Source organism: Roseomonas aerilata DSM 19363, from assembly GCF_000711725.1.
Taxonomy (GTDB): domain Bacteria; phylum Pseudomonadota; class Alphaproteobacteria; order Acetobacterales; family Acetobacteraceae; genus Roseomonas; species Roseomonas aerilata.
This window is the reverse complement of sequence record NZ_JONP01000013.1, coordinates 1-22,577: the sequence shown is the minus strand read 5'-3', so window position 1 is coordinate 22,577 and position 22,577 is coordinate 1. Positions and strand designations below refer to the sequence as shown.

The following is a 22,577-nucleotide window of genomic DNA, read 5'->3' as shown; positions in this document are numbered from 1 at the left end:
CGGCCCCCCACTCATCTTTTTCTTCAGGTTGAAGACCCTGGGCGGGCGGTGCGCCTCGGGTCGTGGACCCGAGGCGACGGCACTCACAGGAAGGGCCCCACAACTGCGGGTCCAGGGGCCTCAGGCTCCTGGCGGGAGAGGTCCGGAGAGGGCAGCGCCCCCTCCGGCTTCCGGCTCTCGCCGCCACACCCACCAGCGCGGCGAACGGCCCTCGCGCAGGGCCTTGGCCTCGTAGCGGGTGCGGGGCCAGCCGTTGGGGTGGGTGTGGTGGTGTTCCGCGAGAGTGAAGAAGGGCTGGGCGCCCATCACCTCGTCCACCCAGGCCTGGTAGGTCGGGTCGTCGCTGGCGATGCGCCACTCGGCGCCGGGGCGGAGCTTGGCTGCCAGGAGGGGCAGCAGGGCGGGGTGGGTGAAGCGGCGCTTGGCGTGGCGGGCCTTGGGCCAGGGGTCGGGGAACATCAGGAAGAGGCGGTCGAGCGAGGCGTCGGGCAGGGCGGCCAGGAGGTGGCGGGCGTCGCGGGGCCAGAGGCGAAGGTTAGGCGGCAGCGGGGCGGTGGCCTCCTGGCCCTCGGGGACGAGGGTGGTGAGGAGGGAGCAGAGGCCGTTCTCGAAGACCTCGGAGGCGATGAGGGCGGCGTGCGGGTTGTGGCGGGCGAGTTCAAGGGCGTGCTCGCCGCCGCCGAAGCCGACCTCGAGCCAGAGGGACTCGGCGGCCATCGGGAAGGAATCGCGCGGGGTGGCGGGGGTGGCCAGGGTGATGCGCGGGAGGGTGAGGTCGAGGAGGCGCTGCTGGCGCGGGCGGAGGGGGTGGCCCCGGCGGCGGCCGTAGAGGCGGTCCGGGATGCCCTCGGCGGGGGGAGCGGGGCGGGTGTCGTCGTGGGGCATCGAGGGGGCCTGAAAAGGGGAAGGGCCGCCCCGCGGGGGAGGCGGGACGGCCCTTTATTGCCTGATCAGGCCTTTTCCACCTTGGGGGAGGTGGGCCGGACGAGGGGGGCGTCCGGTGAGAAGGAACCTAGAACAGGTGAGAACAAAACGTCAACAGATTCCTGCTCAGCGGTTAAAGGCGCGCTTCAGGTCGGCGGCCAGGTCGGTGCGCTCCCAGGTGAAGGTGCCGCGCTCGGCGTCCGGGGTGCGGCCGAAATGGCCGTAGGAGGAGGTGGGGACGTAGATGGGGCGGTTGAGATGCAGGTGCTCCCGGATGCCGCGGGGGGAGAGGTTCACCATGTCCTGAACGACCTTGGCGAGCTTCGCCTCGTCCACGTCGTGGCCGGTGCCGTGGAGGTCGAAGTAGACCGAGAGGGGCTTGGCGACGCCGATGGCGTAGGAGACCTGGATGGTGCAGCGGTCGGCGAGGCCGGCGGCGACGACGTTCTTGGCGACGTAGCGGGCGGCATAGGCGGCGGAGCGGTCGACCTTCGTGGGGTCTTTGCCGGAGAAGGCGCCGCCGCCGTGGGGGGCGGCACCGCCGTAGGTGTCGACGATGATCTTGCGGCCGGTGAGGCCGCAGTCGCCGTCGGGGCCGCCGATGACGAAGGTGCCGGTGGGGTTGACGTAGATCTCGTCGGCGGAGGGCATCCAGCCCTGGGGGAGGCTGGTCTCGATGAAGGGGAGGACGAGGGCGCGGACGGCGTCCTGGGTGAGGCCTTCCTCGTGCTGGGTGGAGACGACGACGCTGGTGGCGCCGACGGGCTTGCCGTCCACGTAGCGGAGCGTGACCTGGGACTTGGCGTCGGGGAGGAGGCCCTTGGCGGTGATGTCCTCGTTGCGGCGGGCCTCGCTGATGCGGCGGAGGATGAGGTGGGCGTAGTAGAGGGGGGCCGGCATCAGCTCGGGCGTCTCGCGGCAGGCGTAGCCGAACATGATGCCCTGGTCGCCGGCGCCTTCGTCCTTGTTGCCGGCGGCGTCCACGCCCTGGGCGATGTGGGCGGACTGGGCGTGGAGGTGGCATTCGACGTGGGCGTTGCGCCAGGAGAAGCCTTCCTGGTCGTAGCCGATGTCGCGGACGGCGAGGCGGGCGGCGTGCATCAGCAGCTCGGGCGTGATGTCGCCGGGGCCGCGGGTTTCGCCGGCGATGATGATGCGGTTGGTGGTGACCAAGGTTTCGCACGCGACGCGCGCGTAGGGGTCGGCCTCCAGGAAGGTATCCAGGACCGTGTCGGAGATGCGGTCCGCCACCTTGTCGGGGTGGCCCTCGGAGACGGATTCCGAGGTGAACAGGTACTCGCCCTTGTCGCGCATGGCGTGATTCAGCCTCTTGTCGCGTGGATGGAAGCCGGGACCCCGGTTTCCGGGCGGCGGGGGGGTATCGCTTCCATGCGCGGGGGGGTCAAGGCGGCGGTCATTGCGGGATGAGGGAGGCTGGAATGCGGCGGCGGCCCTCCGCCGTGCGGAGGAGGCGGATGCAGTTGCGGAGGTAGGGGCGGAGGGACCTCGTGAGGGGCTGGGAGAGGGCCCAGAAAACGCAGCGGTGAACCATTTCGGACAAATTCGGGTCGGGGAGCATCCAGGAGGGGCCTGGGAGGGCCTGGGGAGGTTTAGGCGTCGGGCGAGGGCGAGGACCGGCAGGCCGAGGATGCGGTAGGTGCGGCGGTGGCAGGCCGAGAGCCAGTCGATGAGGCGGCGGAGGGTTTTGGAGGCGCGCTTGCGGGCGGCGAGCTTCAGGAGGCGGGACCAGAGGCCGGCATGGGCCCAGCGGCGGAAGGTGCGGTGGACCGTATCCGTGCGGGCGTGGGCGCTGCGGGTGTGGCGCCAGGGGAGGGTTGAGGTGACAGCCTGGAAGATGGCGTCCAGCCGGGCGCGGGGGTCGGCGATGGGGCGGCCCGGCCCGGTGAGGGGGAGATGGGGGGCGAGGAGGGCGTATTCGACGTCGGTGAGGGGGGACCAGGGGCGGGAGTGGGGCATGGGGGGGCTCCTGGAGTGCCCTTAGACTAAAACACGAGCGTTACAGGAAAGCAAGGATTATTTTCCTCAGAGCCGGCTTTGTATACCCCTCTGAAATACCATTCGTGGCTGGCTAAGCCGGTCAGCCATAAGCGGGGCACGCAGACGTAGAACGCAAACAGCAGATATTAATTTCTTCTTGCAAAGTTTCTGAATGCTAGATCACTCCATGCCTCCTCCACAAGTTCACGAAGGGCAAGCTGGTTCTGCGTCATGCCATCTCTATCAAGTTGTCGGAACAATTCATGTAAATGCTCGATTGATTCTACCTGACGAAGCTTCTCATCACTCCTCCGGCTCGCCGTGATCGACCTGAGAGAGTTTTCCAGTTCAGCGGAGTTTGGATTTTCAGCTTCCAAGAGAGTTTCGGCGGCGCTACGAACGGCGGCGAATATAATATCGAACGGCACGGGACCACTCTCAACGAACTTAAATTTTCGCAGGAGACGAACAATGGTTCGAACTGCAGTCAGTTTATGCTCAGCAGGATCAGTCTTCAGTTTGAGTGCGCGGCAGATGTCATGGTAGCGCTCTTCATTAGACACGAACTTCTCGCGTAACTGCGCTCGTTCAGCTAGATCGGCACCTACCAAGAGAGCTTCCACACAAAGTTGAAAAACTTGACGTGCGTAGAGCATAAGGGAGCCAAACTGGGATGAAAGCCGTCCGCTTCGCGAAGATTCGGACGGTCTATAGTAGTATTCACCGAGGTGGCCTTCGTGTGCAACACGGGACCGCGCAGCATAAAACTGCCGAGCCCAATCATCCAGTCGCTCTGTTCTTCCAAGTAGGAGAGAGATGGAATCTACCAAACGATCGGTTTTGGAAGCTTCAGGAAGTTTCAGCAAAGCTTCAAAGGCGATGGCGAGGTTCAAAATGGCTCTGTCCGGCCCTGAAGTAGATTCATTTGCAACGTTATACCACTGAACCGACTTGATGATTCGACGCCATGCTTCATTTGCCGGCCTTCCAAGCAAGTCAAACATGATGCGGAGGTCCATTCTTTGTTCAGCACCCGCAGTGACATCTCGGTATAGATTTTGTGAAATATTCAGAGTCATTTGCGGCTTAGGACCGTAAATACGCGAGCCACGTGCAACCCAGAAATGGCTGCGGAAGTTGTAAAGGCCATAGTAGCCTGATAAATCCTCGGGCGCTCGTGAAGGTATTCCGTTTTCCGATATTGCCAGATGAGTATGGTGTTCAGGGCTTACGAGAAACCTGCTCACTCGAGCGGGTGAGAAGAGGACCATACTGATCTCTTCAGGATCGAGAAAAAGATGATCAAATATCTCGTGAGGTGAGGAGTACATATAAGCGACGACCGCCCTTATGTCTGCCAATGTTTGGAATACCGGTCCTGGGCGCTCCATCTCCAAGAATGGCAAGATAGCGTAAGCAGACGAGTCTATGCGCAGCTGATCTTTAAGGAAAAGCATTGCCGCCACTTCCGTCACAGCTGATGCTTGGTCCTCGGGAAGGCAGGTGACATCCTCGGTCGAACGGAACGTGATATTTCCGAGCTGGACAGCTTCCGATGTTTTCAAGAAAGGGAATACGGCAATACTAAATGACTGTTTAGTCATGCATCTTCCTCAGGACGATGAAAGTCGGATTTCTTTAGGTGGTGCCTTCGGGGTTTGTTGGCCACACAGTCGTTTGGTAATGCGGAAACCCTTTCCCGATCCGCTTGATAAAACCTGCCGGAATCACTCCATCGTACAGCCACCACTCATCGCGATTACCGCCTCCAGACCGCAAAAAGCTTAGATACTGCTTTTCACTAAATCCAAGCTGAAGAGCAGATTTCTTGGTGAATTGAACAAGCTTTTCGTCGTCGATGTCGAAAACTACTTCGACGCGATTTTCGGCGGTGTTGGAAGTGTAAATAGGGGCCTCCACTGATGTTATTCCAAATTTTCTTTTATAATATTCCAAGTTATCTCCATGGAGCGGGCTTCCATCCGTCAGTGACTTATCTATGAGCCTCTCAGGATTCTTGGCAGACGTAAGAGAAACTACGGGCTTTGTTTGTCTTTCGGATTCAGGAACAGCTAACGGCCGAGGAAGGATGCCATCTAGCAAAATGGAATGAATATGTTGATCGGCCGTATAGTGATAAAGTTTAATCTTCTTCATTTTATGGATCATGTTCGATCTTCTAATTGCCAATGACTTCGTTGAACCTTATGCAATTAAGGAATTATCAACTCTGAACACAAGATACCTTGCACGATTGTTTATATAATTCATGCCTGAGTCTTCAAAATGAACGCCGCCCCACTCTCCGCACAGACCCCCCTCACCTCCTCCACCAGCGTCGGCACCATCGGAATCCCCCCTTCCCGCCGCCGCACCGTCTCGTCGTGCTCGGGGTCGCCGGGGATGAGGACGGGCTGGGCGGGGTCGATGGGGGCGATGCCGCGCATGCGGGTCAGGAGTTCTTCCAGGTCTTCCTCGAAGGCTTCGGCGGTGCGGAAGGCGGCGGGGTCGAGGGCGAGGAAGAAGTGGCCGGTCTCGTTCCGGTTCATGCGGGCGCCGGTGAGGGTGGCGCAGAGGATTTCGACCATCAGGGCCAGGCCGTAGCCCTTGTGGCCGCCGAGCTTGCGGGTGCCGCCGAGGGGGGAGAGGCGGCGGGCGATGGCGGCCGCGGCGGAATCGGTCTCGGGGGTGCCTTCGGGGGTGAGGGCCCAGCCCTCGGGAATAGGTTTGCCGGCGCGGCGGGCGATGGAAACCTTGCCGTAGGCGACCGCCGTGGTGGCCATGTCCAGCAGGACGGGGCGGGCCTTGTCGCGCGCGGGGGCGGCGAAGGCGATTGGGTTGGTGCCGAGGGCCGGGTCGCGGCCGTTGATCGGGACCAGGAGGGGGGGCGAGTTGGTGAGGGAGATGGCGATGAGGCCGTGGTCGGCCGCCATGCGGGCGTACCAGCCGGCCGCGCCGTAGTGGGTGGAGTTGGTGACGGCGGTGACGCCGATGCCGTGCTCCTTCGCCTTGTCGATGGCGGTGGTCATGGCGAGGTGGGCGGCGACGTGGCCGATGCAGTGGTGGCCGTCGATGAGGGCGGCGGGGCCGCGGTCGTTCGCGATGGTGGGGGTGGCGCGGGGGTCGAGGCGGCCTTCGCGGACGGCGATCTGGTAGTAGGGGAGCATGCCGACACCGTGGGAATCGACGCCGGAGAGGTCGGTTTCGACCATGATGGTGGCGGCGGTGTCGGCGTGGTCGGGGTTCATGCCCCAGGTGGTGAAGACCGTGGTGAGCTGCCGGTGGAGCAGTTCCGCGGGGACGGTGAGGACGTTTTCCATCCGCGCATTAGATCGCGGGGTCCGGGGGGTGCGTCCACCCCCCGGCGGAGGGGTATCGGGGAGGCAGCGCCTCCCCGGGCCGCCAGAGCGGAACTTAGGACGGCCGGATCTGGGTGATCTTGGTGCCGTTGAGGGCGATGGAGGCCATGAGGCCTTCCTGGTTGAAGGTGACGGCGTAGACGGGTTCGCGGAGCGTGGTGGAGGTGGCGTTGATCTGGGCGCCACGGTCCAGAACGACGACGGTGGGGCCGGTGCCGATTTCCCAGCCCTCGGCGTTCATGAGGGCGCGGAGGCTTTCCTCGGTCATGAAGAACATGGCGAGGCCGGAGGCCTGGGCGCCGATGAGGAGGCCGAAGGAGGCGCCGGCGATGTTGAAGTAGCCGCGGGTGGTGCCGCGCTCGAGGAGGGCGCCTTCGCCGTACTGGCCGCCGACGACGAAGCCGCCCTGGATGATGCGGGGGAAGATAAGGGTGGCGCGGGCCTGTTCGAGGAGGGCGCGGGGCTGGGGGAGGTTGCGGAGGCGGGTGAGGGCGGCCGCGACGTCGGCGTCGATTTCCGCGCGGGTGGCGGCCTGGGCGGGGGTGGGGCGCAGGAGGGGGGTGGCTGCCGCGAGGGTGAGGGCGGCGGGGAGGAGGCGGGTCGCGAGGGTGCGGCGGGTGTGGTGGGTCATGGCTGGGGGTTCCGTTCGGGGCCGTTGTGGAGGCCGGGGACGGAACGCGGGGCCGGGGCGGGTGGCTGCGGGGGTTACGCCATGTCGGGCGGGTGTTTCATTCTGAAAAGTCGGGCCGTCAGGCCAGGGGTTCGAAGGGGATGCCGGCGGGGATTCCGCCGAAGGCCGTGATCTCGCCGAGGTTTTCGCCGCGGCGCCAGAGGGCGGCGGGGCGGTAGTCGTCGTAGCTGCGGAGGCGGCGCGCGGTGGCGGGGGTGCGATCGAGGTAGCCGTTGTTCCAGCGGCAGGTGAGGAGGGCGCAGCCGGCTTCGACGAGGGCGGCGGTTTCGAAGCGGAGGGTGATCTGGTCCCTCTCGGTGTCGCGGGGGCTGGCGGCGAGGCGGCGGGCGTCGGCCTCGCTGGCGAAGAGGAAGACCATGCTGTTGATGAAGAGGCGCCAGGCCGCCGGGGGGATGGCGGGGTGGAGGCGCGTGGTGATGGGGGCTTCGGGCATGTTCTGCCAGCGGAGCCAGGCGGTGGTGGTGCCGTCGGGCGCCGGGGTGGGGGTCCAGGCCTCGCGGTTCTCGGTGGTGGGGGCGCCGGTCGCGAGGGTGGCGGTGGGGAGAAGGCCGTGGGCCTGGATACTGGGCAGGGCCGAGCGGTGGGTGACGTGGAAGAGGTGCGGGTTGTGGCGGGCGAAATCCATGCGGGGCGCCGTCAGGCCATGTTGAGGACGTGCTTCATCCCGTAGAGGCCGGGGGGTTGGGTGAGGGCCCAGAGGGCGGCGCGGACGGCGCCGGTCGCGTAGACGCGGCGGTCGAAGGAGCGGTGGGTGAGGGCGATGTGTTCCTCTCCGGAGGCGAAGAGGAGGGTGTGCTCGCCCACGACCTGGCCGGCGCGGAGGGCGGCGAAGCCGATGGCGCCGGGCTTGCGAGGGCCGGTGTGGCCGTCGCGGCCGGATTCGATGCCGGCCTTTTCGAGGGTGGTGTGACGGCCGGCGGCGACGGCGCGGCCGAGGGCGAGGGCGGTGCCGGAGGGGGCGTCGATCTTCTGGCGATGGTGGGTCTCGAGGATTTCGGCGTCGTAGGTTTCGCCGGGCAGGGCGGCGGCCATGCGTTCGGCGAGGGCGAGGAGGAGGTTCACCCCGGGGGCGAAGTTGGCGGCGTAGACGATGGGGATGGTCTTCGCGGCCTCGTGCAGGGCGGCTTCCTGGGCGCGGTCGAGGCCGGAGGTGCCGAGGATGAAGGGCTTGCGGGCCCCGGCTGCCGCCTGGATGTGGGCGGGGGCGGCGGCGGCGGTGGTGAAGTCGATGAGGGCGTCGCTGACGCGGGCGAGGGCGTGGGGGTCGCTCGGCCACTGTTCGCCGCGGCGGGCGGTGCCGCCGGCGAGGGTGGCGCCGGCGGCCGTTACTTCCTCCGCCAGGAGCTGGCCCATGCGGCCGGAGATGCCGAGGATGCCGATCTTGGCCATGGCGTCGTGCCCCCGTTGAGGTGTGGTGAGGGGGTTTTCGGGCGGAAGGGCCGCGGGGGGAAGGGGGTCAGCCAGGGTCGGACCCGAAGGGCCCGGCCTTGTGTCAGCCAGGGTCGAGCCAGAAGGGTTCGGCCTTGTAGTAGTCGTAGACGCGGCGGCCGTGGGTGTCGCTGAGGTCGTTCTCCTCGTCGTCGGTGTCGTGGGTGGGGGCGGCGGCGAGTTGTTCGCGGGTGAGGTCCACGACGTAGCCGCCGCGGTCGGTGTCGTAGGTGAGGACGGACCAGGGCAGCGGGTGCTGGCTCTCGCCGATGCCGAGGAAGCCGCCGTAGGACATGACGGCGAAGGCGACGCGGCCGGTGACCTTGTCGATCATCAGGGTGTCGATGGTGCCGAGGTGCTCGCCGGCGCGGTTGTAGACGGCGGTGCCCTCGACCTTGTCGGCGGAGATGAGGCGGCGGGCGCGGGCGGGGCCGGTGGCGGGGTCGTTGCCAGGGCCGGTGCCAGGGCCGGTACCGGACGCGGGGGGGTCGGACATGGGTGTTCCCTCGGGCTGCCGCGGGAACGCGCGGGCGGGCGGGGTGGTTTGGCCGGCGGGGCTGGGCAGGGCGGCGTTTTCTTCTTGCCGGCCGCGGCGGGCGGGGGCATTCCACGCCGGTCCGGTGCCGTCCAGGTCAAACCCCGGTCGAACCCCTCCAGGCCCAGGGCCGGGGCGGGCGGCGCGGCCTTTTCGGCGCGGTCGGGGCGGGCGCAATCCTCGCTTGCGGGGGACGGGCGGTGCCTCGATGATAAGACGTCGTAACAAGGTCGGCGGTCCAGGGGGACGCCGTGCCGGTGGAAGAGCCCTCATGCCCTCCCTTCGCCTGCACCGCGTGCTTGTCGCGACCTCGGTGCTGATGCCGCTGGGGCTGTTCGCGGCGGCGGCGGCGCATAACCGTGCCGACGTGCTCCGACAGGGCGAGGCGGCCGTGGTGCGCACCGTGACCGTCATGGACGAGCACGCGCGCAAGGTCTTCGAGACGGGCGAGCTGCTGCTCGGGCGGGTGGACGACCGGATCCGCGGGATGGGCTGGGACGAGATCGCCTCTCCTGCCACGAGCGCCTTCCTCGCGGGGCTGCAGGCGCCGCTGGAGCAGGTGGTGTCCATCTGGGTGACCGACGCCCAAGGAATGGTGCGGGCGGGCAGCCAGCCCTGGGATGCCAGCCTATCGATCGCCGGCCGGGAGTTCTTCCAGGTGCAGCGGGAGGCCGATGCGGGGCCCTTCATCAGCGCCAGCTTCCTCGGGCGGGCGACGCGGGTGCCGAGCTTCGCGCTCAGCCGGCGGCGCTCGACGGAGGACGGGCACTTCGACGGGATCGTGCATATCTCGCTCAGCCCGGAATACTTCACGCGCTACTACGAGGCCTCCGCGCCCGAGGCCTCGCTCGTCGCGGCGCTGCTGCGGTCGGACGGCGCGGTGCTGGCGAGGGTGCCGGAGCGGGAACCGGCGCCGACGCGGCTGCCGCCCGACAGCCGGCTGCTGCGGCGCTTCGAGGCGCAGTCCGCCGGTGGCTCCTTCCTCGGCGTCACCACGCCGGACGGGGTGGAGCGCGCCTATGCCTACCGGCGCGTCGGGAACTATCCGCTCTACGTCGCCTTCGGGGTGGACAAGGCGGCAATGCTGCAGCGCTGGCGCGGCAACATGGTGCTGTTCGGCGCGGTGTCGGGCGCGGCCTCCTTCATGCTGCTGCTGGTTTCCTGGCTGGCGCTGCGCGGGGTGCAGACGGAGCGGGCGACGCTGCAGCGGCTGCGCGCCGCGCTCGAGAACCTCCGGCGCGAGACGCGCCAGCGCGAGGCGGCCGAGCAGCGCGTGCGCCAGGCTCAGAAGATGGAGGCGGTGGGGCAGCTCACGGGCGGGATCGCGCACGATTTCAACAACCTTCTCACCGCCGTGCTGGGCAGTTTGCAGCTGTTGAGAAAGCGCCTGCCGGCGGGGGACGAGCGGGCCACGCGGCTGCTGGAGAACGCCTTCCAGGGGGCGCAGCGCGGCGCCTCCCTCACGCAGCGGCTGCTCGCCTTCAGCCGCGGCCAGGCGCTGCGCCCGGCGGCGGTGGACCTGGTGGAGCTGGTGCGGGGGATGTCGGACCTGCTGCGAAGCTCGCTGGGTGCCGGGGTGAAGGTGGAGACACTGTTCCCGCTCGGCCTCGCGCCCGCGCATGTGGACGCGAACCAGCTTGAGCTGGCGCTGCTGAACCTCGCGGTGAACGCGCGCGACGCCATGAGCGGCCAGGGGAGCGGCCAGGGGAGCGGCCAGGGGAGCGGCCAGGGGGGAGGCCAGGGGCAGCTGACGATCTTCGCGCGCGAGGAGCGGGTGCAGGAGGGCGGCGAGCTGCCGGAGGGGCACTACGTCGTGCTCGGCGTGACCGACAACGGCGTGGGGATGGACGAGGCGACGCTGGCGCGCTGCGTCGAGCCCTTCTTCACCACCAAGGGGATCGGCAAGGGGACGGGCCTTGGCCTCTCGATGGTCTATGGGCTGGCCGCGCAATCGAACGGGCGGCTGGTGCTGCGGAGCCGCGTCGGGGAGGGCACGACCGCCGAGCTCTGGCTGCCGCGGGCGCAGCCGGTGGCGCCCTCCCTGCCCGAGCCGTCGGCGGCCGAGGCGGCGCGGCCGCGGCCGGAGGGCTTCGGGCGGCGGACGGTGATGGTGGTGGACGATGACCCGCTGGTGCTCTCCAGCACCGCCTCCATGCTGGAGGACGTGGGGCACGCGGTGGTGGAGGCCTCCTCCGGCCGCCAGGCGCTGGAGATCCTGCGCGCGGGCGCCAAGGTGGACATGGTGCTGACGGACCAGGTGATGCCGGGGATGACCGGCGTGCAGCTGGGCGCGGAGCTGCGGCGGCTCTGGCCCGGGCTGCCGGTGCTGCTGGGGACCGGCTATGCCGAGCGGACGGAGCTGCTGGGCTCCGGGCTGCCGCTGCTGGGCAAGCCCTTCCAGCAGGCGGAGTTGGTGGCGGCGGTGGAGGCCTGTCTTGCACAGGCCGGGCCGGTCCCGGGGGCCGGAAGGACGGTGGTGCCGTTCCGGCCGGTCGGGGGGTGAGCTGGGGCGGTGTTGCCGATCCGGCGGCTGAGCGCAGCCCTGGGTCTGAAGAGCGCGTGAGTTCGACGGCCGCCAGGCGCTTGTCCGGTCGCCCGGGCGCCTTTGTCATCATGCCGGGCGGGGACGCGTTGCGGATCCTCGTCGGGCCGTGACCCCGCGCAGCCGGCGGCCCCGGGAGGCGCCGGCACCGGTCCCTGCCGGAGGGAATCCCGATGCGAGGAGGGATGCGCACAGGGCGAACCGCGGCGGCCAGCGCCCCGTTCGTGCGGTTCTGCGGCGGATCGGCAACGCCTTTGTGAGCAGCCGCTGTGAAGACCTTCCTTCCCGCAGCCACTAGGTAGATGTTGCGGAACGTCAAGGTTTTTAGCTTGCCGGGATCGGGAAGAACTGGTGGAACGGCGGCACCGGAGGGGAGTGGGCGAGCGAATGGAACGCGATCCGGCGGTAGACGATGCGAGCTATCGCCTGTTGGTCGAGGCGGTCGTGGACTACGCGATCTACCTTCTCGACCGGGATGGTCGCGTCCGGACCTGGAACCCGGGGGGCGAGCGGCTGAAGGGCTACCGCGCCGAGGAGATCATCGGGCAGCCCTTCACTCTCTTCTTCACGGAGGAGGACCGTCGCCGGGGGCTGCCCGAAACCGCGCTCGAGACAGCCCGGCGCGTGGGGCGCTTCGAATCCGAGGGTTGGCGCCTGCGCAAGGATGGCAGCCGGTTCTGGGCGCTCGCGGTGATCGACGCCGTGCGCGATCCCGCGGGAGAGGTCATCGGCTTCGCGAAGATCACGCGCGACATGACGGACAGGTACGAGGCGCAGCGTGCCGTGGTGGAAACGGAGCGCCGCTTTCGCCTGCTCGTCGAGGGCGTGACCGACTACGCCATCTTCATGCTCCACCCCAACGGCACGATCGCCAACTGGAACGCTGGGGCACGCCGCATCCACGGCTACGAGGCCGACGAGATCGTGGGCGAGCACTTCTCGCGCTTCTACACGGAGGAGGACCGCGCCGCGGGCCTTCCCGCCCGCGCACTGGCCGAGGCGCGGACGACCGGCCGGTTCGAGGTCGAGGCGTGGCGGATCCGCAAGGATGGCAGCCGGGTCTGGGCCGGCGTCGTGATCGACGCCATCCGGGACGAGGCGGGCGAGGTCATCGGCTTCGCGAAGATCACGCGCGACCTCTCGGAGCGCCGGCGCGTGGAGCAGGCCCTGCAGGAGAGCGAGCGGCGGTTCCGGCTCCTCGTGAACGGGGTGACGGACTACGCCATCTTCATGCTCGACCCGAACGGCGCCGTGGTGAACTGGAACGCCGGGGCCCGGCTCATCAAGGGCTACGAGGCGGAGGAGATCGTCGGCCAGCACTTCTCGCGCTTCTACACGAAGGAGGACAGGGAGTGGGGCGTGCCGTGGCGCGCGCTCGCCGAGGCGCGCAGCGCCGGCCGCTTCGAGGCCGAGGGCTGGCGCGTCCGCAAGGACGGGTCGCGCTTCTGGGCCAGCGTCGTCATCGATGCCATCCGCGACGACGACGGGGCGATTATCGGCTTCGCGAAGATCACGCGCGACATCACCGGCCGGCGGGAGTCCCAGCTCGCGCTCGATGAGGCTCGCCAGCAGCTGGTGCAGGCGCAGAAGCTCGAGGCCCTGGGCCAGCTGACGGGCGGGGTGGCCCACGACTTCAACAACCTGCTGCAGGTGATCTCGTCCGGCATCGACATGGCCGAGAGGCTTGCCGGAGGCGACCGGCGGCTGGGCGGGATCCTTGCGGAGGTCCGCAACGCGACGAAGCGGGGCGCCGAGCTCACGAGCCAGCTCCTGACCTTCTCCCGCCGGGCACCCCTGCGCCCGGAGGTCGTCGGTACCGAGGACTGTCTCAAGCAGGCAGTGGGCCTCATCCGGCGATCGCTTCCCCCGCAGGTCTCGCTCAGGACCGCCCTCGACGGGGGCCTCTGGCCCATCCGGATCGATGTCGGCCAGCTCGAGGTGGCGCTGCTCAACCTCGCCGTGAATGCGCGGGACGCGATGCCCGGCGGCGGGACGCTGACCCTGCGGGCGCGCAACGCCGAACTCTCGGGGGAGCCGCAGGGCCTGTCGGGGCCCCATGTCGCGATCGCCCTCCGGGACACGGGGGCCGGCATCCCGGCCGAGGTGCTCCTCCGCGTCTTCGAGCCCTTCTTCACGACGAAGCCGATCGGGAAGGGAACGGGGCTCGGCCTGAGCCAGGTGCACGGCTTTGCCGAGGGGGCGGGGGGCAGGGTGACCATCCGGAGCGCGCCGGACGAGGGCACCGAGGTCACCCTGTTCATTCCCGCGCTTCCCGGCGCCGAGGCGGACCGGCCGGAGGACGGGTTGGCCCAGGCCGACGGCTCCCAGCGCCTTCCTGCCGGGCTGCGCGTGCTCGTGGTCGACGACGACCTCGCGGTGGCACGGCTCACGGCCGGGATGCTCGAAGCAGCCGGCTGCCGGCCCGAAACGACGAATGATCCCCGGAAAGCGCTTCGCTGGCTGGAGGCCGGCCGGACCTTTGACATGCTGCTCCTGGACGTCGTGATGCCCGGCAGCATGAGCGGCCTGGAACTCGCCAAGGAGGTTCAGCGGCGCTGGCCGGGCGTGCCCATCCTGCTTGCCACGGGATACACCGCGGACGAGGGCGCGTTGACGGGCAAGTTCGATCTCCTGCGCAAGCCGTTCACCGCCCTCGAGCTCACCCGTACGATGACGGGGTTGGGGATAGGGGCGCCGGCTCCGGGTGCGGGTGCGGGTGCGGGTGCGGGTGCGGGCGGCTAGCACGGGAACGCGCGGGAGGGGCCGGGCGCATTACCCTGGCCGCCCCTCCCCGCCCCACCCCGCGAGGTGCCGGACGAGGCCGGCGCCGATGGCCACGAGCCGCTCCACCAGCGCCGCCCCCGTCTCCGCGCTGCACAGGCGCGGGTCGCCGGGGCCGATGCCGTCGGGCGAGGGGCCGTCGTACTCGGCGGGGACGTTCACCTCCGCGCCCTCGAAGGATACCGCGCCCCAGCCGGCATAGGGCAGGCCGAGCATCGTGCCCGGTGGGGTGGGGCGTTCGGGCAGCAGGTCCATCCGCATCCGCTCGGGCGAGAGGTGCATCGCGATGCTGCCCAGCGGGTCCGCCCCGTGGCCGGCGGAGCGGCGGGCCAGGTCCGGCCCCACCACCTCCGGCAGCAGCGCGCCCGCCACCTTCCAGAGGTAGAAGGAGGGGAAGATGCCGCGCCCAGCGAGCATGAAGCGCTGCGTCACGTCGTGGATGACGGGCGCGTTCCCGCCATGGCCGTTCAGCACGAGGATGCGGTCCAGCCGGTGGCGCAGCAGGGCCTCGATCATCTCCGTCAGCACGAGCGAGAAGGCCTCGTGCGACAGGGCGATGCCGCCGGGCATGGCGCCGAAGAAATCCGCCTTGCCGAAGGGGAGCACGGGGGCCACCACCGCCTCGGTCCCGGCTTCGTGGGCGCGGCGGGCGATCCGCTCGGCCACCATCTCCGCGAGCAGGTAGTCGCCCATGGGGGCGTGCGGGCCCTGGTCCTCGTGGCTGCCGAGCGGCAGCAGCACCACGGGGCGGCGGGCATACAGCGCCCGCGCCTCGGCGCCGGTGAACTCGCCCATGCGAACCTTCATGCGGGACTTCTCCTTGTGGCTCCCAGAGAGGCCTCTGCCCTCTCCGGACCTCCCGGGCAAACGCGCAGCGTTTGTCTCGCACCCGCCAAGGGCCTGAGGCCCCTGGACCCCCATCTGGCTTCCGCGGATGCGGTGATTGGGGGCGGTTCTTTTTCGGTGCCCTTCCTGGCGTGCAGTCGCCTCGGGTCCATGACCCGAGGCGCACCGGCCGTAAGGCATTTCAAACAGGTAGAAAAAGATGAGTGGGGGTCCGGGGGAGAGAATTCCTTCTCTCCCCCGGAGGCTGCAAGAGCCACCGCATCCCGGCAGGCAACCCTCCCCGCACCCGAACGTTTAGGGAACACCAAACGAGGAGAGAGCCGGCATGACGAAGCAGGCCGACAAGACCCACGACAACCATGCCGCCGGGAAGTCCGGGGCGCATCACGCCACGGAGCACAACCCGAAGACCGATCCGGAGCCCGGGTCCAACACGATCAAGGATCCGTCCGACTGGACGACGGGGGACCAGGCGATGACGGGGGCGCAGGCCTCCTACCTCAAGACCCTGTCGGAGGAGGCGGGCGAGGAGTTCGACGAGGGGCTGAGCAAGGCCGATGCCTCCCGCCGGATTGACGAGTTGCAGAACAAGACCGGGCGCGGGACCTGAGGCCTAGGCTTCAGGGCATGTAGCCGAACTCATTGGTCGGGGGGCGGAAGGCGCGGTCCGGGTGGCTGCGCCAGTCCCTTGCGACGAAGAGGGCGGACCAGGCGAGCTGGCAGACCGGCAGGTAGCCGGCGGCGCGGAGGAAGTGGTCGAGCTCTCCCGGGTCGCCGCCGTCGCGGAAGGCGTCGTAGCGGGCGAAGTCCTCGACCATGATGACGGTGGGCCGCATTTCCTCGAGGCGGGCGGAGCGGAGGACGTCGAGGTCCAGGCCCTCGCAATCCACCGTGAGGAGGTCCACGCGCCGGCCCGGCAGGTGCTGGCGGACGATGTCTCGCAGCGGCAGGCAGGGGATCCGGCGCTCGGCGACGGGGCGGGTGCCCTCCGCCGTGAGCTGCGCCGCGCGCTCGGGGGAGAGCGTGTTGAAGACGTTGTTCTCGAACTCGAAATAGGTCAGCTCGGCGGGTTCGAGGGCGACGCCCATGGTCAGGAAGGTGTCCTGCGGGCGCGCCTTGCGGAACTTGGGGGCGAAGACGGGGTTCGCGTCGATCGCGAGGCCGGTCCAGCCGAGGGAGTAGAGGTAAGGCGGTGTTCGAGCCCTCCAGCGGCTCGTTCGCGCCGACATCGACATAGGTGCCGGTGCTGCGCGGCTTGAGGAGGCGGAGCAGGGCGTGGTCCTCCCCGAACTGGGAGAAGGAGGGGAGCAGGCTGCGCCAGGCATTCGGGGGCAGGTGGGTGAGCTGGCGCGCGCGGCGGTAGAGGCGGCCGCCGATGTCCTGGATCCCCATGCGGCGCCCTCTCTCGCCGGGTTCAGCCCCGTTGTGGGTGGCCCCTGCCGGATGCGACCGGGCCTTTAGGGGGAGGAGAACAGCGAAGTCATTTCGAGGCAAGCACCTATTCCCGCCGGGTCGCGCGAGGTGGCTTCCGCGGTGCTGCCGCGTCACCTTCCCCGCAGCGCGTCGCCGCGATGCCCCTCCCACGGCGGGCTGCCGCGTGGCAGGGTCGGTGGGCCATGCACCCCTTCCGCGACCGCCGCTTTCCGATCCTTCTCGCGCTCGGCTTCTCCGCCGGGGTGCCGCTGCCGCTGGTGGCGGGCGGGGTGCTGCGGCAGTGGTTCACGGAATCCGGGCTCTCGCTGACGGATATCGGGCTGACGGCGCTGATCGGGCTCTCGTACTCGCTCAAGTTCCTCTGGTCGCCGGCGCTGGACACGGTGGCGCCGCCCTTCCTCTCGCGGCTCGGGCGGCGGCGGGGGTGGTTGCTGCTGATCCAGCCCTTCCTGCTTCTCGCGATCCTCGCGACCGGATTCAGCAACCCGGCCACGGGGCCCTTCGGGACGGCGATGCTGGCGGCGCTCGTCGCCTTCCTCTCCGCCAGCCAGGACATCGTGGTGGACGCGCATCGGATCGAGATCCTGGAGGAGCGGGACCAGGGCTATGGCCTGGCCTGCTATGTCTGGGGGTATCGGCTTGCGCTGCTGGCGAGCGGCGGGGGCACGCTGTGGCTCGTTTCCGCGCTTGGCTGGGGCGGGGCCTATGCCTACGCGGCGGCGCTGATGCTGGTGGGGGTGGTGGCCACCCTCGCCTCCCGCGAGGGGCCGGCGGAGGCCAGGGCGCCGCTGCCCTGGGGGGAGCGGCTGCGGCTCTCGGTGGTGCGGCCCTTCGCCGACTTCATGGGGCGGCCGCACTGGCTGGCCATCCTGCTTTTCATCGCGCTCTTCAAGCTCGGCGAGGCGCTGGCGGGGATCATGACGACGCCCTTCTACCGCTCCCTCGGCTTCTCGCGGGACGAGGTAGCGGCGGTGGGGACGGTCTTCGGGCTTTTTGCCACGCTCGGAGGAGCGCTTGCCGGCGGATACGTGGTCGCGCGGCTCGGCACGGCGCGGGCGCTGGTGATCACGGGGCTCGGGCAGATGCTGTCGAACCTCATGTATGTCGCGCTCGCCTCGGCCGGCTACGACCTGCCGATGCTCTGGCTGCAGGTGGGGATCGAGAACTTCACGGACGGGTTGGCCGACGCGGCCTTCGTGACCTACCTCTCGGGCCTCACCAGCCGGGCCTTCACGGCGACGCAGTACGCGCTGCTCTCCTCCCTCGCGGCCGTGCCGCTGCGGACGCTGGGGGCCTCCTCGGGCGCGCTGGCGGAGGCGATGGGATGGCCGGGGTTCTTCCTGATGACCACGGCGGCCGCGCTGCCGGCCATGGGGATCATGCTCTTCCTGCTGTGGCGCCTGCCGCCCGCGGAGCCCGCGCCGCTGGCCGAGCCAGCCGGCTGAGGCGCATGGCGTCTCTTTAATGTGTCGCCGCGCGTGCCCGCGCGTTCCGCTAGGCAGCAAGCAAGGGAGCCCAGCATGCGCGCCACCATCCTCTCCGCCGCCCTCGCGGCCGGCCTCGCCCTCGCCGCCCTTCCCGCCCAGGCCAAGACCGGCGGCTGCGTGAAGGACGGGGCGGTCGGCGCGGTCGCCGGCCACTTCGTCGGCAGCGGCCACGCGGTCGCCGGCGCGGCGGCGGGCTGCGCCGTCGGCGTCCACCGCCGGAACCGGGCGGAGCGGCAGAACGCCCAGCAGCAGCCGCCGCAGAACCAGCCGAACGCCGGGCGGTAGCGGCGGCTCACGGAGAGGGCTCCGCCCTCTCCGTACCTCTCCCGCCAAGGGCCTGAGGCCCTTGGATCCCCGTCTGGCTGGCGCGGATACGATGATGGGGGCTGGTTCTTCTTCGTGCCTTTCCTGCACGTGCAGTCGCCTCGGGTCACTGACCCGAGGCGCACCGGCCGCCCAATATTTCCAACTCGAAGAAAAAGATGAGTGGGGGTCCGGGGAGGAGAATTCTTTCTCTCCCCCGGTGCGCCGGCCGTTCAGAACCGCGCCACCAGCCCCACCCCCGCCACCATCATCACGCCGCCAAGGATCCGGAGGGCGGTCAGGGGCCGGACCTCGAAGCCGAGCAGGCCGTAGTGGTCGAGGAGGAGGCTGGTGACGATGGCCGCGGTCAGGGTGATGGCGGTGAAGGCGCCGGCGCCCATGGCCTTTGCTTCCGTCAGCGTCACGACGACGTAGAAGGCGCCCATGGCGCCGCCGATCCAGCCCCACCAGGGCACATCCCCCACGCGCCCCATGATCCCGGAGAGGGGTCGGCCGATGAAGGGGGAGGCGACGAGCACTGCCGCGATGCCCGTGAGGTAGACGACCAGGGCCGGGGCGACGGGCCCGGCGTTCAGCTTCTCGTTGAGGGTCGAGTTGCTGCCGGACTGGAGCATGTTCAGCACCCCGGCGATGATCGCGAGTAGATAGGCCACGCCGGTCTCCTGTTTCGCACGATGGAATAACGCCGCGGCGCTGCGCCGGGTCCGGGCGCGGATCGCCGGGGTGCGGAAAATCTGCGCCCTTGCCCCTCGCGAGTGCTTTTCCCTCCCTCCTGATTGACGGTGCCTTCACCGAATTCACCGATCCTCCAGCGGCACAGGCGGACCGATCCGCATGGCGGCTTTCGCCCGAGGAGATCATCGATGAGGATCCGGCTCTCGCTTGCCCTGCAGCTCGGCCTGTTGATCGGCGCCCTCTGCGTCCCGCTCGTCGGCAGCTCGGTCTGGCTCTTCTTCCGGACCTCGCAGGACCTCCAGGCAGCGACGCGCGCCGTCCTCGTCGCCGATGCCACCCGCCTGGCCTTCGTCGCCCTGCAGGCCACGCGGGTGGAGCGCGGCCCGTTGCGGACGGCGCTGCGTGCCGCGGCCCCCGCCGACCCGGCGCTGCTGGAAGGCGTGCGCCAGGCGCGCGCCCGGGCCAATCCCGCGCTCGATTCCCTCGCGGACGCCTGCGCCGCCATCACCTGCGCCGGCGGCGACGTTCCCGCGCGGCTCGCCGCGGCCCGCAATGCCCTCGACGCCGTGCGGCGGGAGGGCGAGCCGGCCCTTTCCCTGCCCCTGCCGCAGCGCCCGGCGGCCATCGGCGACCGCTTCAACACGGCCGCCACCACCCTGGTGGACCTTCTGGAGGAGGTGAGCAGCGCGCTGACCGCGCAGGTCCGCGGCATCGACGGGCCGAGCGCGACCCTCGCCCAGGTGAAGGACGCGGCCTACGCCACGCGCGACGCGGCGGGGCTGGAGCGCGACTTCCTCGTCGCCGGCATCACCAATCGTGCCGTCACCGCGGCCGAGAGGGTTTCCATGACCCAGCTTCGCGCCCGCATCGGGGCGACCTGGCCGCTGGTGGTGGGCGTCGCCCCGATCGTCCCGGCGCCGGTCCGCGCGGCGATCGAGGCCGTGAAGGAGGAGTATTTCAGCCGCTTCGCCGCCCTGCGCGACGGCGTGGAGAAGGCCCTGGCCGAGGGCCGCCAGCCCGCCGTGACCCCCGCCGAGATGAATGCCGCCGTGGACCGGTCCACCGGCCGCATGGTCGAGGTTGCCGAGGCCGCCCTGGTGAGCGTGGGCGACCTCGCCCGCGCCCGCGCCGCCTCGCTGAAGCTCTGGCTCGCCGGATCGGCCGCCGCGGCCGTGCTGCTCTGCGCGCTCGCGCTCGTGGCGAACGTGATGGTGCGCCGCCGCCTCACCCGCCCGCTGCTGCGCCAGCGCGACGCCATGCTGCGGCTCGCCCGTCGGGACTACGCCTTCGAGCTGCCCGACGCCCTGCGCGAGGACGAGATCGGCGAGATGGTCCGCGCGACCGAGGCCTGCCGCAACGGGCTGCGCGAGGCCGACGGCCTGGCCGCGACCCGGGCCGAGGAGGAGCGCGCCAAGGCCGAGCGCGCGGAGCGGTTGGAAGCGCTTGTGCGCGGCTTCGAGGCGGAGGCGGGGGAGGTCCTGCGCGGCGTTGCCGCCGCCGCCACCAGGCTGGACGCGACGGCGGGCGAGATGGCCGCCACCGCGCATGACGGGGTGGAGCGCGCCACCTCCGTCGCCGCCGCCTCCGAGCAGGCGAGCGCGAACGTGCAGACCGTCGCCGCCTCCACCGAGGAGCTGGCCGCCTCCATCGCGGAGGTCTCTCGCCAAGTGACGAACTCCGCCGATGTCGCGCGGCGCGCCGCCGGGGACGCGCGCTCCACCGACAGTGCCGTGGGACGCCTTTCCGAGGCTGCGCGCAGCATCGGGGACGTGGTGCGGCTGATCGGCGACATCGCGGGGCAGACGAACCTGCTGGCGCTGAACGCCACGATCGAGGCGGCGCGGGCGGGCGAGGCAGGGCGCGGCTTCGCGGTGGTGGCGAGCGAGGTGAAGACCCTGGCCGCCCAGACCGCCAAGGCGACCGAGGAGATCGGCGCCCAGATCTCGGCCATGCAGGGCGAGACCGAGCGGGCCGTGCAGGCGATCGGGGGCATCGTGCGCACGATCGAGGAGATGGGCGGCATCACCACGCAGGTGGCGGCCGCGGCCGAGCAGCAGAGCGCCGCCACCCAGGAGATCGGCCGCGCCGTGGCCGAGGCCGCGAGCGGCACCCAGGACGTGTCGCGCCACGCCTCCGGGGTTACTGCGGGCGCCGAGCGCACCGGGGTTGCCGCCCGGCAGGTGCGCGCGGCCTCGGGCGAGCTGGCGCGCCAGTCCGAGACGCTGCGCGAGAAGGTGGACGGCTTCCTGGCGGGGATCCGCGTGGCCTGAGGCGCCCTCCCTTCCCTACTCCTCCTCCACCTCGCCCGGACCGCGCTCGAGGCGGCTGCGGACTGCCGTCAGTTCCTCGAGCCAGCGGTCGAGCATGGCGCGCAGCCCTTCGGGGGTGACGCCTTCCACGCTGTCGAGGCGGGAGACCACCACGCGGCGTTCCTCCGGCAGCTCCACGCGGGCCCATCGCGTGAGGCCGTGCAGGGCGAGGGCCAGGGCCAGGGCGTCGCCTTCCTCCACGCTGATCGCGAGGGAGAAGACGATGGTGCCGTAGTGCCAGGCGAGCGCCGGGGGGTCTTCCTCCTCCACGGGGTCCACCAGCTCCACCTGGAACGGCAGGGGCGCGCCGTGCTGGACGAGGAAGGCGGGCGCCTCGTCGTCGTCCTCGGGCTCGCCCTCGATGATCTCAAGCCCGGCCTCGCGCAGCAGGCCCTCGACATGGATCGGGCGCAGGCCCTCGAGGAAGGCCTCGGATTCGCCCAGCGCCGTTTCGTGGATCACCGAGGCCTGGAGGGGGATGGAGGGGTTCCAGCCGAAGGCACCGATCAGCGCCTCCATCACCGTGTGGGCGAGGGAGGCGCAGCCGGCCTCGTCCAGCGGCGGCAGGTCGCGCGACCAGTCCTCCCGGCCCTGCGGCGGCAGGGTGAGGCCGAGGTTCTTCAGCACGCCGGCGCGCTTGCGGGCGGAGACCGGCAGATTCGCGAAGACCCCGCGCGGGGCGAAGCGGCCGGAGGCGACCTCCACCGCGCTGCTGGCGAAGGGCGCGGAGAAGACCTGGGCGTAGGCGGCCTCCCCCATCTCCGGCAGCATCGCCGAGACCGTGAGGAAGCGCATGTCGCCCAGCGCCCAGGAGATCCCCTCCTCCTCCGGGTCCCAGAGGCAGGTGGACATCACCGCGCGGGTGAGCTTGCGGAGCACTTCGGCCTGGGCGGCGGCGGGCGTGCCGCGTGCGGTGCCCCCCCGGTGCAGGGTCCAGCCCCGATTGCGTCGTTCCATCGTCATGGGGCCATTCTTCGCGCGGGCGGGCGGATCGCCAAGGGGCTGGGGGTGGTTCCGATGGCCCCGGAGAGGGCGCTGCCCTCTCCGGACCTCCCGGGTGAACGCGCAGCGTTCATCCCACCCCGCCAAGGGCCTGAGGCCCCTGGACCCCCATCTGGCTGTCGCGGAACCTTCCTGAACCTGCAGTCGCCTCGGGTCCAGGACCCGAGGCGCACCGGCTGTCCAGGATTTCCAACCCGAAGAAAAAGATGAGTGGGGGGTCCGGGGGGAGAGAATTCATTCTC

The 22,577-nt window shown here is 69.8% G+C and carries 19 protein-coding genes and 1 pseudogene; 6 read left to right on the top strand and 14 right to left on the bottom strand.

The genetic code is table 11. From position 1 onward, the window contains the following. Window positions 1-120: 120 nt before the first annotated feature. The 10 genes and pseudogenes from trmB to BO39_RS15925 form a co-directional block, all read right to left on the bottom strand. Window positions 121-885: a tRNA (guanine(46)-N(7))-methyltransferase TrmB gene (gene trmB / locus BO39_RS15960; RefSeq protein ID WP_052402178.1), complete on the bottom strand. Its 765-nt coding sequence runs from the start codon at window positions 883-885 to the stop codon at window positions 121-123. Between the two features lie 165 nt (window positions 886-1,050). Beyond that, a complete protein-coding gene (metK, locus tag BO39_RS34445; RefSeq protein WP_043835142.1) occupies window positions 1,051-2,238 on the bottom strand; it encodes a methionine adenosyltransferase in 1,188 nt (395 codons plus the stop codon). A gap of 435 nt (window positions 2,239-2,673) precedes the next feature. After that, window positions 2,674-2,901, bottom strand: a pseudogene (locus BO39_RS34440) (transposase); the annotation flags it as partial. Between the two features lie 167 nt (window positions 2,902-3,068). Beyond that, window positions 3,069-4,526, bottom strand: a complete 1,458-nt coding sequence (locus tag BO39_RS32640) for a HEPN domain-containing protein (RefSeq protein ID WP_156963710.1) — start codon at window positions 4,524-4,526, stop codon at window positions 3,069-3,071. Between the two features lie 34 nt (window positions 4,527-4,560). Then, window positions 4,561-5,091 (bottom strand): hypothetical protein, encoded by a 531-nt coding sequence (locus tag BO39_RS32635; protein ID WP_156963709.1) that lies wholly within the window; start codon window positions 5,089-5,091, stop codon window positions 4,561-4,563. A gap of 98 nt (window positions 5,092-5,189) precedes the next feature. After that, entirely contained in the window at window positions 5,190-6,242 is a 1,053-nt protein-coding gene (locus BO39_RS15945) for an Ldh family oxidoreductase (protein ID WP_043835138.1), read from the bottom strand. Between the two features lie 94 nt (window positions 6,243-6,336). Next, entirely contained in the window at window positions 6,337-6,912 is a 576-nt protein-coding gene (locus BO39_RS34985) for a lipid-binding SYLF domain-containing protein (protein WP_043835137.1), read from the bottom strand. Window positions 6,913-7,030: 118 nt separating this feature from the next. Next, on the bottom strand, window positions 7,031-7,597 hold the full coding sequence (locus BO39_RS15935) for a DUF7002 family protein (protein WP_043835135.1): 567 nt from the start codon (window positions 7,595-7,597) through the stop codon (window positions 7,031-7,033). An 11-nt stretch (window positions 7,598-7,608) separates the two neighbouring features. Then, entirely contained in the window at window positions 7,609-8,361 is a 753-nt protein-coding gene (dapB, locus tag BO39_RS15930; protein ID WP_043835133.1) for a 4-hydroxy-tetrahydrodipicolinate reductase, read from the bottom strand. A gap of 103 nt (window positions 8,362-8,464) precedes the next feature. Then, window positions 8,465-8,896: a PRC-barrel domain-containing protein gene (locus BO39_RS15925; protein WP_084698155.1), complete on the bottom strand. Its 432-nt coding sequence runs from the start codon at window positions 8,894-8,896 to the stop codon at window positions 8,465-8,467. 310 nt (window positions 8,897-9,206) lie between these two features. Here BO39_RS15925 and BO39_RS15920 point away from each other — a divergent pair, with 310 nt between their 5' ends. Next, complete coding sequence (locus BO39_RS15920) at window positions 9,207-11,438, top strand: hybrid sensor histidine kinase/response regulator (RefSeq protein WP_052402177.1); 2,232 nt, start codon at window positions 9,207-9,209, stop codon at window positions 11,436-11,438. A 426-nt stretch (window positions 11,439-11,864) separates the two neighbouring features. Then, complete coding sequence (locus BO39_RS15915) at window positions 11,865-14,219, top strand: hybrid sensor histidine kinase/response regulator (RefSeq protein WP_084698154.1); 2,355 nt, start codon at window positions 11,865-11,867, stop codon at window positions 14,217-14,219. 30 nt (window positions 14,220-14,249) lie between these two features. Here BO39_RS15915 and BO39_RS15910 read toward each other — a convergent pair whose 3' ends face one another. Beyond that, complete coding sequence (locus BO39_RS15910) at window positions 14,250-15,065, bottom strand: creatininase family protein (RefSeq protein WP_043835131.1); 816 nt, start codon at window positions 15,063-15,065, stop codon at window positions 14,250-14,252. A gap of 364 nt (window positions 15,066-15,429) precedes the next feature. Between BO39_RS15910 and BO39_RS15905 the strand changes: the two genes are divergently transcribed. Then, window positions 15,430-15,714 (top strand): DUF3072 domain-containing protein, encoded by a 285-nt coding sequence (locus BO39_RS15905; protein WP_052402176.1) that lies wholly within the window; start codon window positions 15,430-15,432, stop codon window positions 15,712-15,714. 10 nt (window positions 15,715-15,724) lie between these two features. Here BO39_RS15905 and BO39_RS30035 read toward each other — a convergent pair whose 3' ends face one another. Further along, a complete protein-coding gene (locus tag BO39_RS30035) occupies window positions 15,725-16,333 on the bottom strand; it encodes an FkbM family methyltransferase (RefSeq protein ID WP_169742774.1) in 609 nt (202 codons plus the stop codon). A 387-nt stretch (window positions 16,334-16,720) separates the two neighbouring features. Here BO39_RS30035 and BO39_RS15895 point away from each other — a divergent pair, with 387 nt between their 5' ends. Beyond that, window positions 16,721-17,983 carry an AmpG family muropeptide MFS transporter gene (locus BO39_RS15895; RefSeq protein WP_043835130.1) on the top strand — a complete coding sequence of 421 codons (1,263 nt, stop codon included), beginning with the start codon at window positions 16,721-16,723 and terminating at the stop codon, window positions 17,981-17,983. A gap of 75 nt (window positions 17,984-18,058) precedes the next feature. Then, window positions 18,059-18,310: a hypothetical protein gene (locus BO39_RS15890; protein WP_043835129.1), complete on the top strand. Its 252-nt coding sequence runs from the start codon at window positions 18,059-18,061 to the stop codon at window positions 18,308-18,310. A 251-nt stretch (window positions 18,311-18,561) separates the two neighbouring features. Here BO39_RS15890 and BO39_RS15885 read toward each other — a convergent pair whose 3' ends face one another. After that, window positions 18,562-19,002, bottom strand: coding sequence for a DMT family transporter (locus BO39_RS15885; RefSeq protein ID WP_043835127.1), 441 nt, complete (start codon window positions 19,000-19,002; stop codon window positions 18,562-18,564). A gap of 210 nt (window positions 19,003-19,212) precedes the next feature. Between BO39_RS15885 and BO39_RS15880 the strand changes: the two genes are divergently transcribed. Further along, on the top strand, window positions 19,213-21,294 hold the full coding sequence (locus tag BO39_RS15880; RefSeq protein ID WP_052402174.1) for a methyl-accepting chemotaxis protein: 2,082 nt from the start codon (window positions 19,213-19,215) through the stop codon (window positions 21,292-21,294). Between the two features lie 15 nt (window positions 21,295-21,309). Here BO39_RS15880 and BO39_RS15875 read toward each other — a convergent pair whose 3' ends face one another. Further along, window positions 21,310-22,290, bottom strand: a complete 981-nt coding sequence (locus tag BO39_RS15875) for a hypothetical protein (protein ID WP_156963708.1) — start codon at window positions 22,288-22,290, stop codon at window positions 21,310-21,312. Window positions 22,291-22,577: the final 287 nt, after the last annotated feature.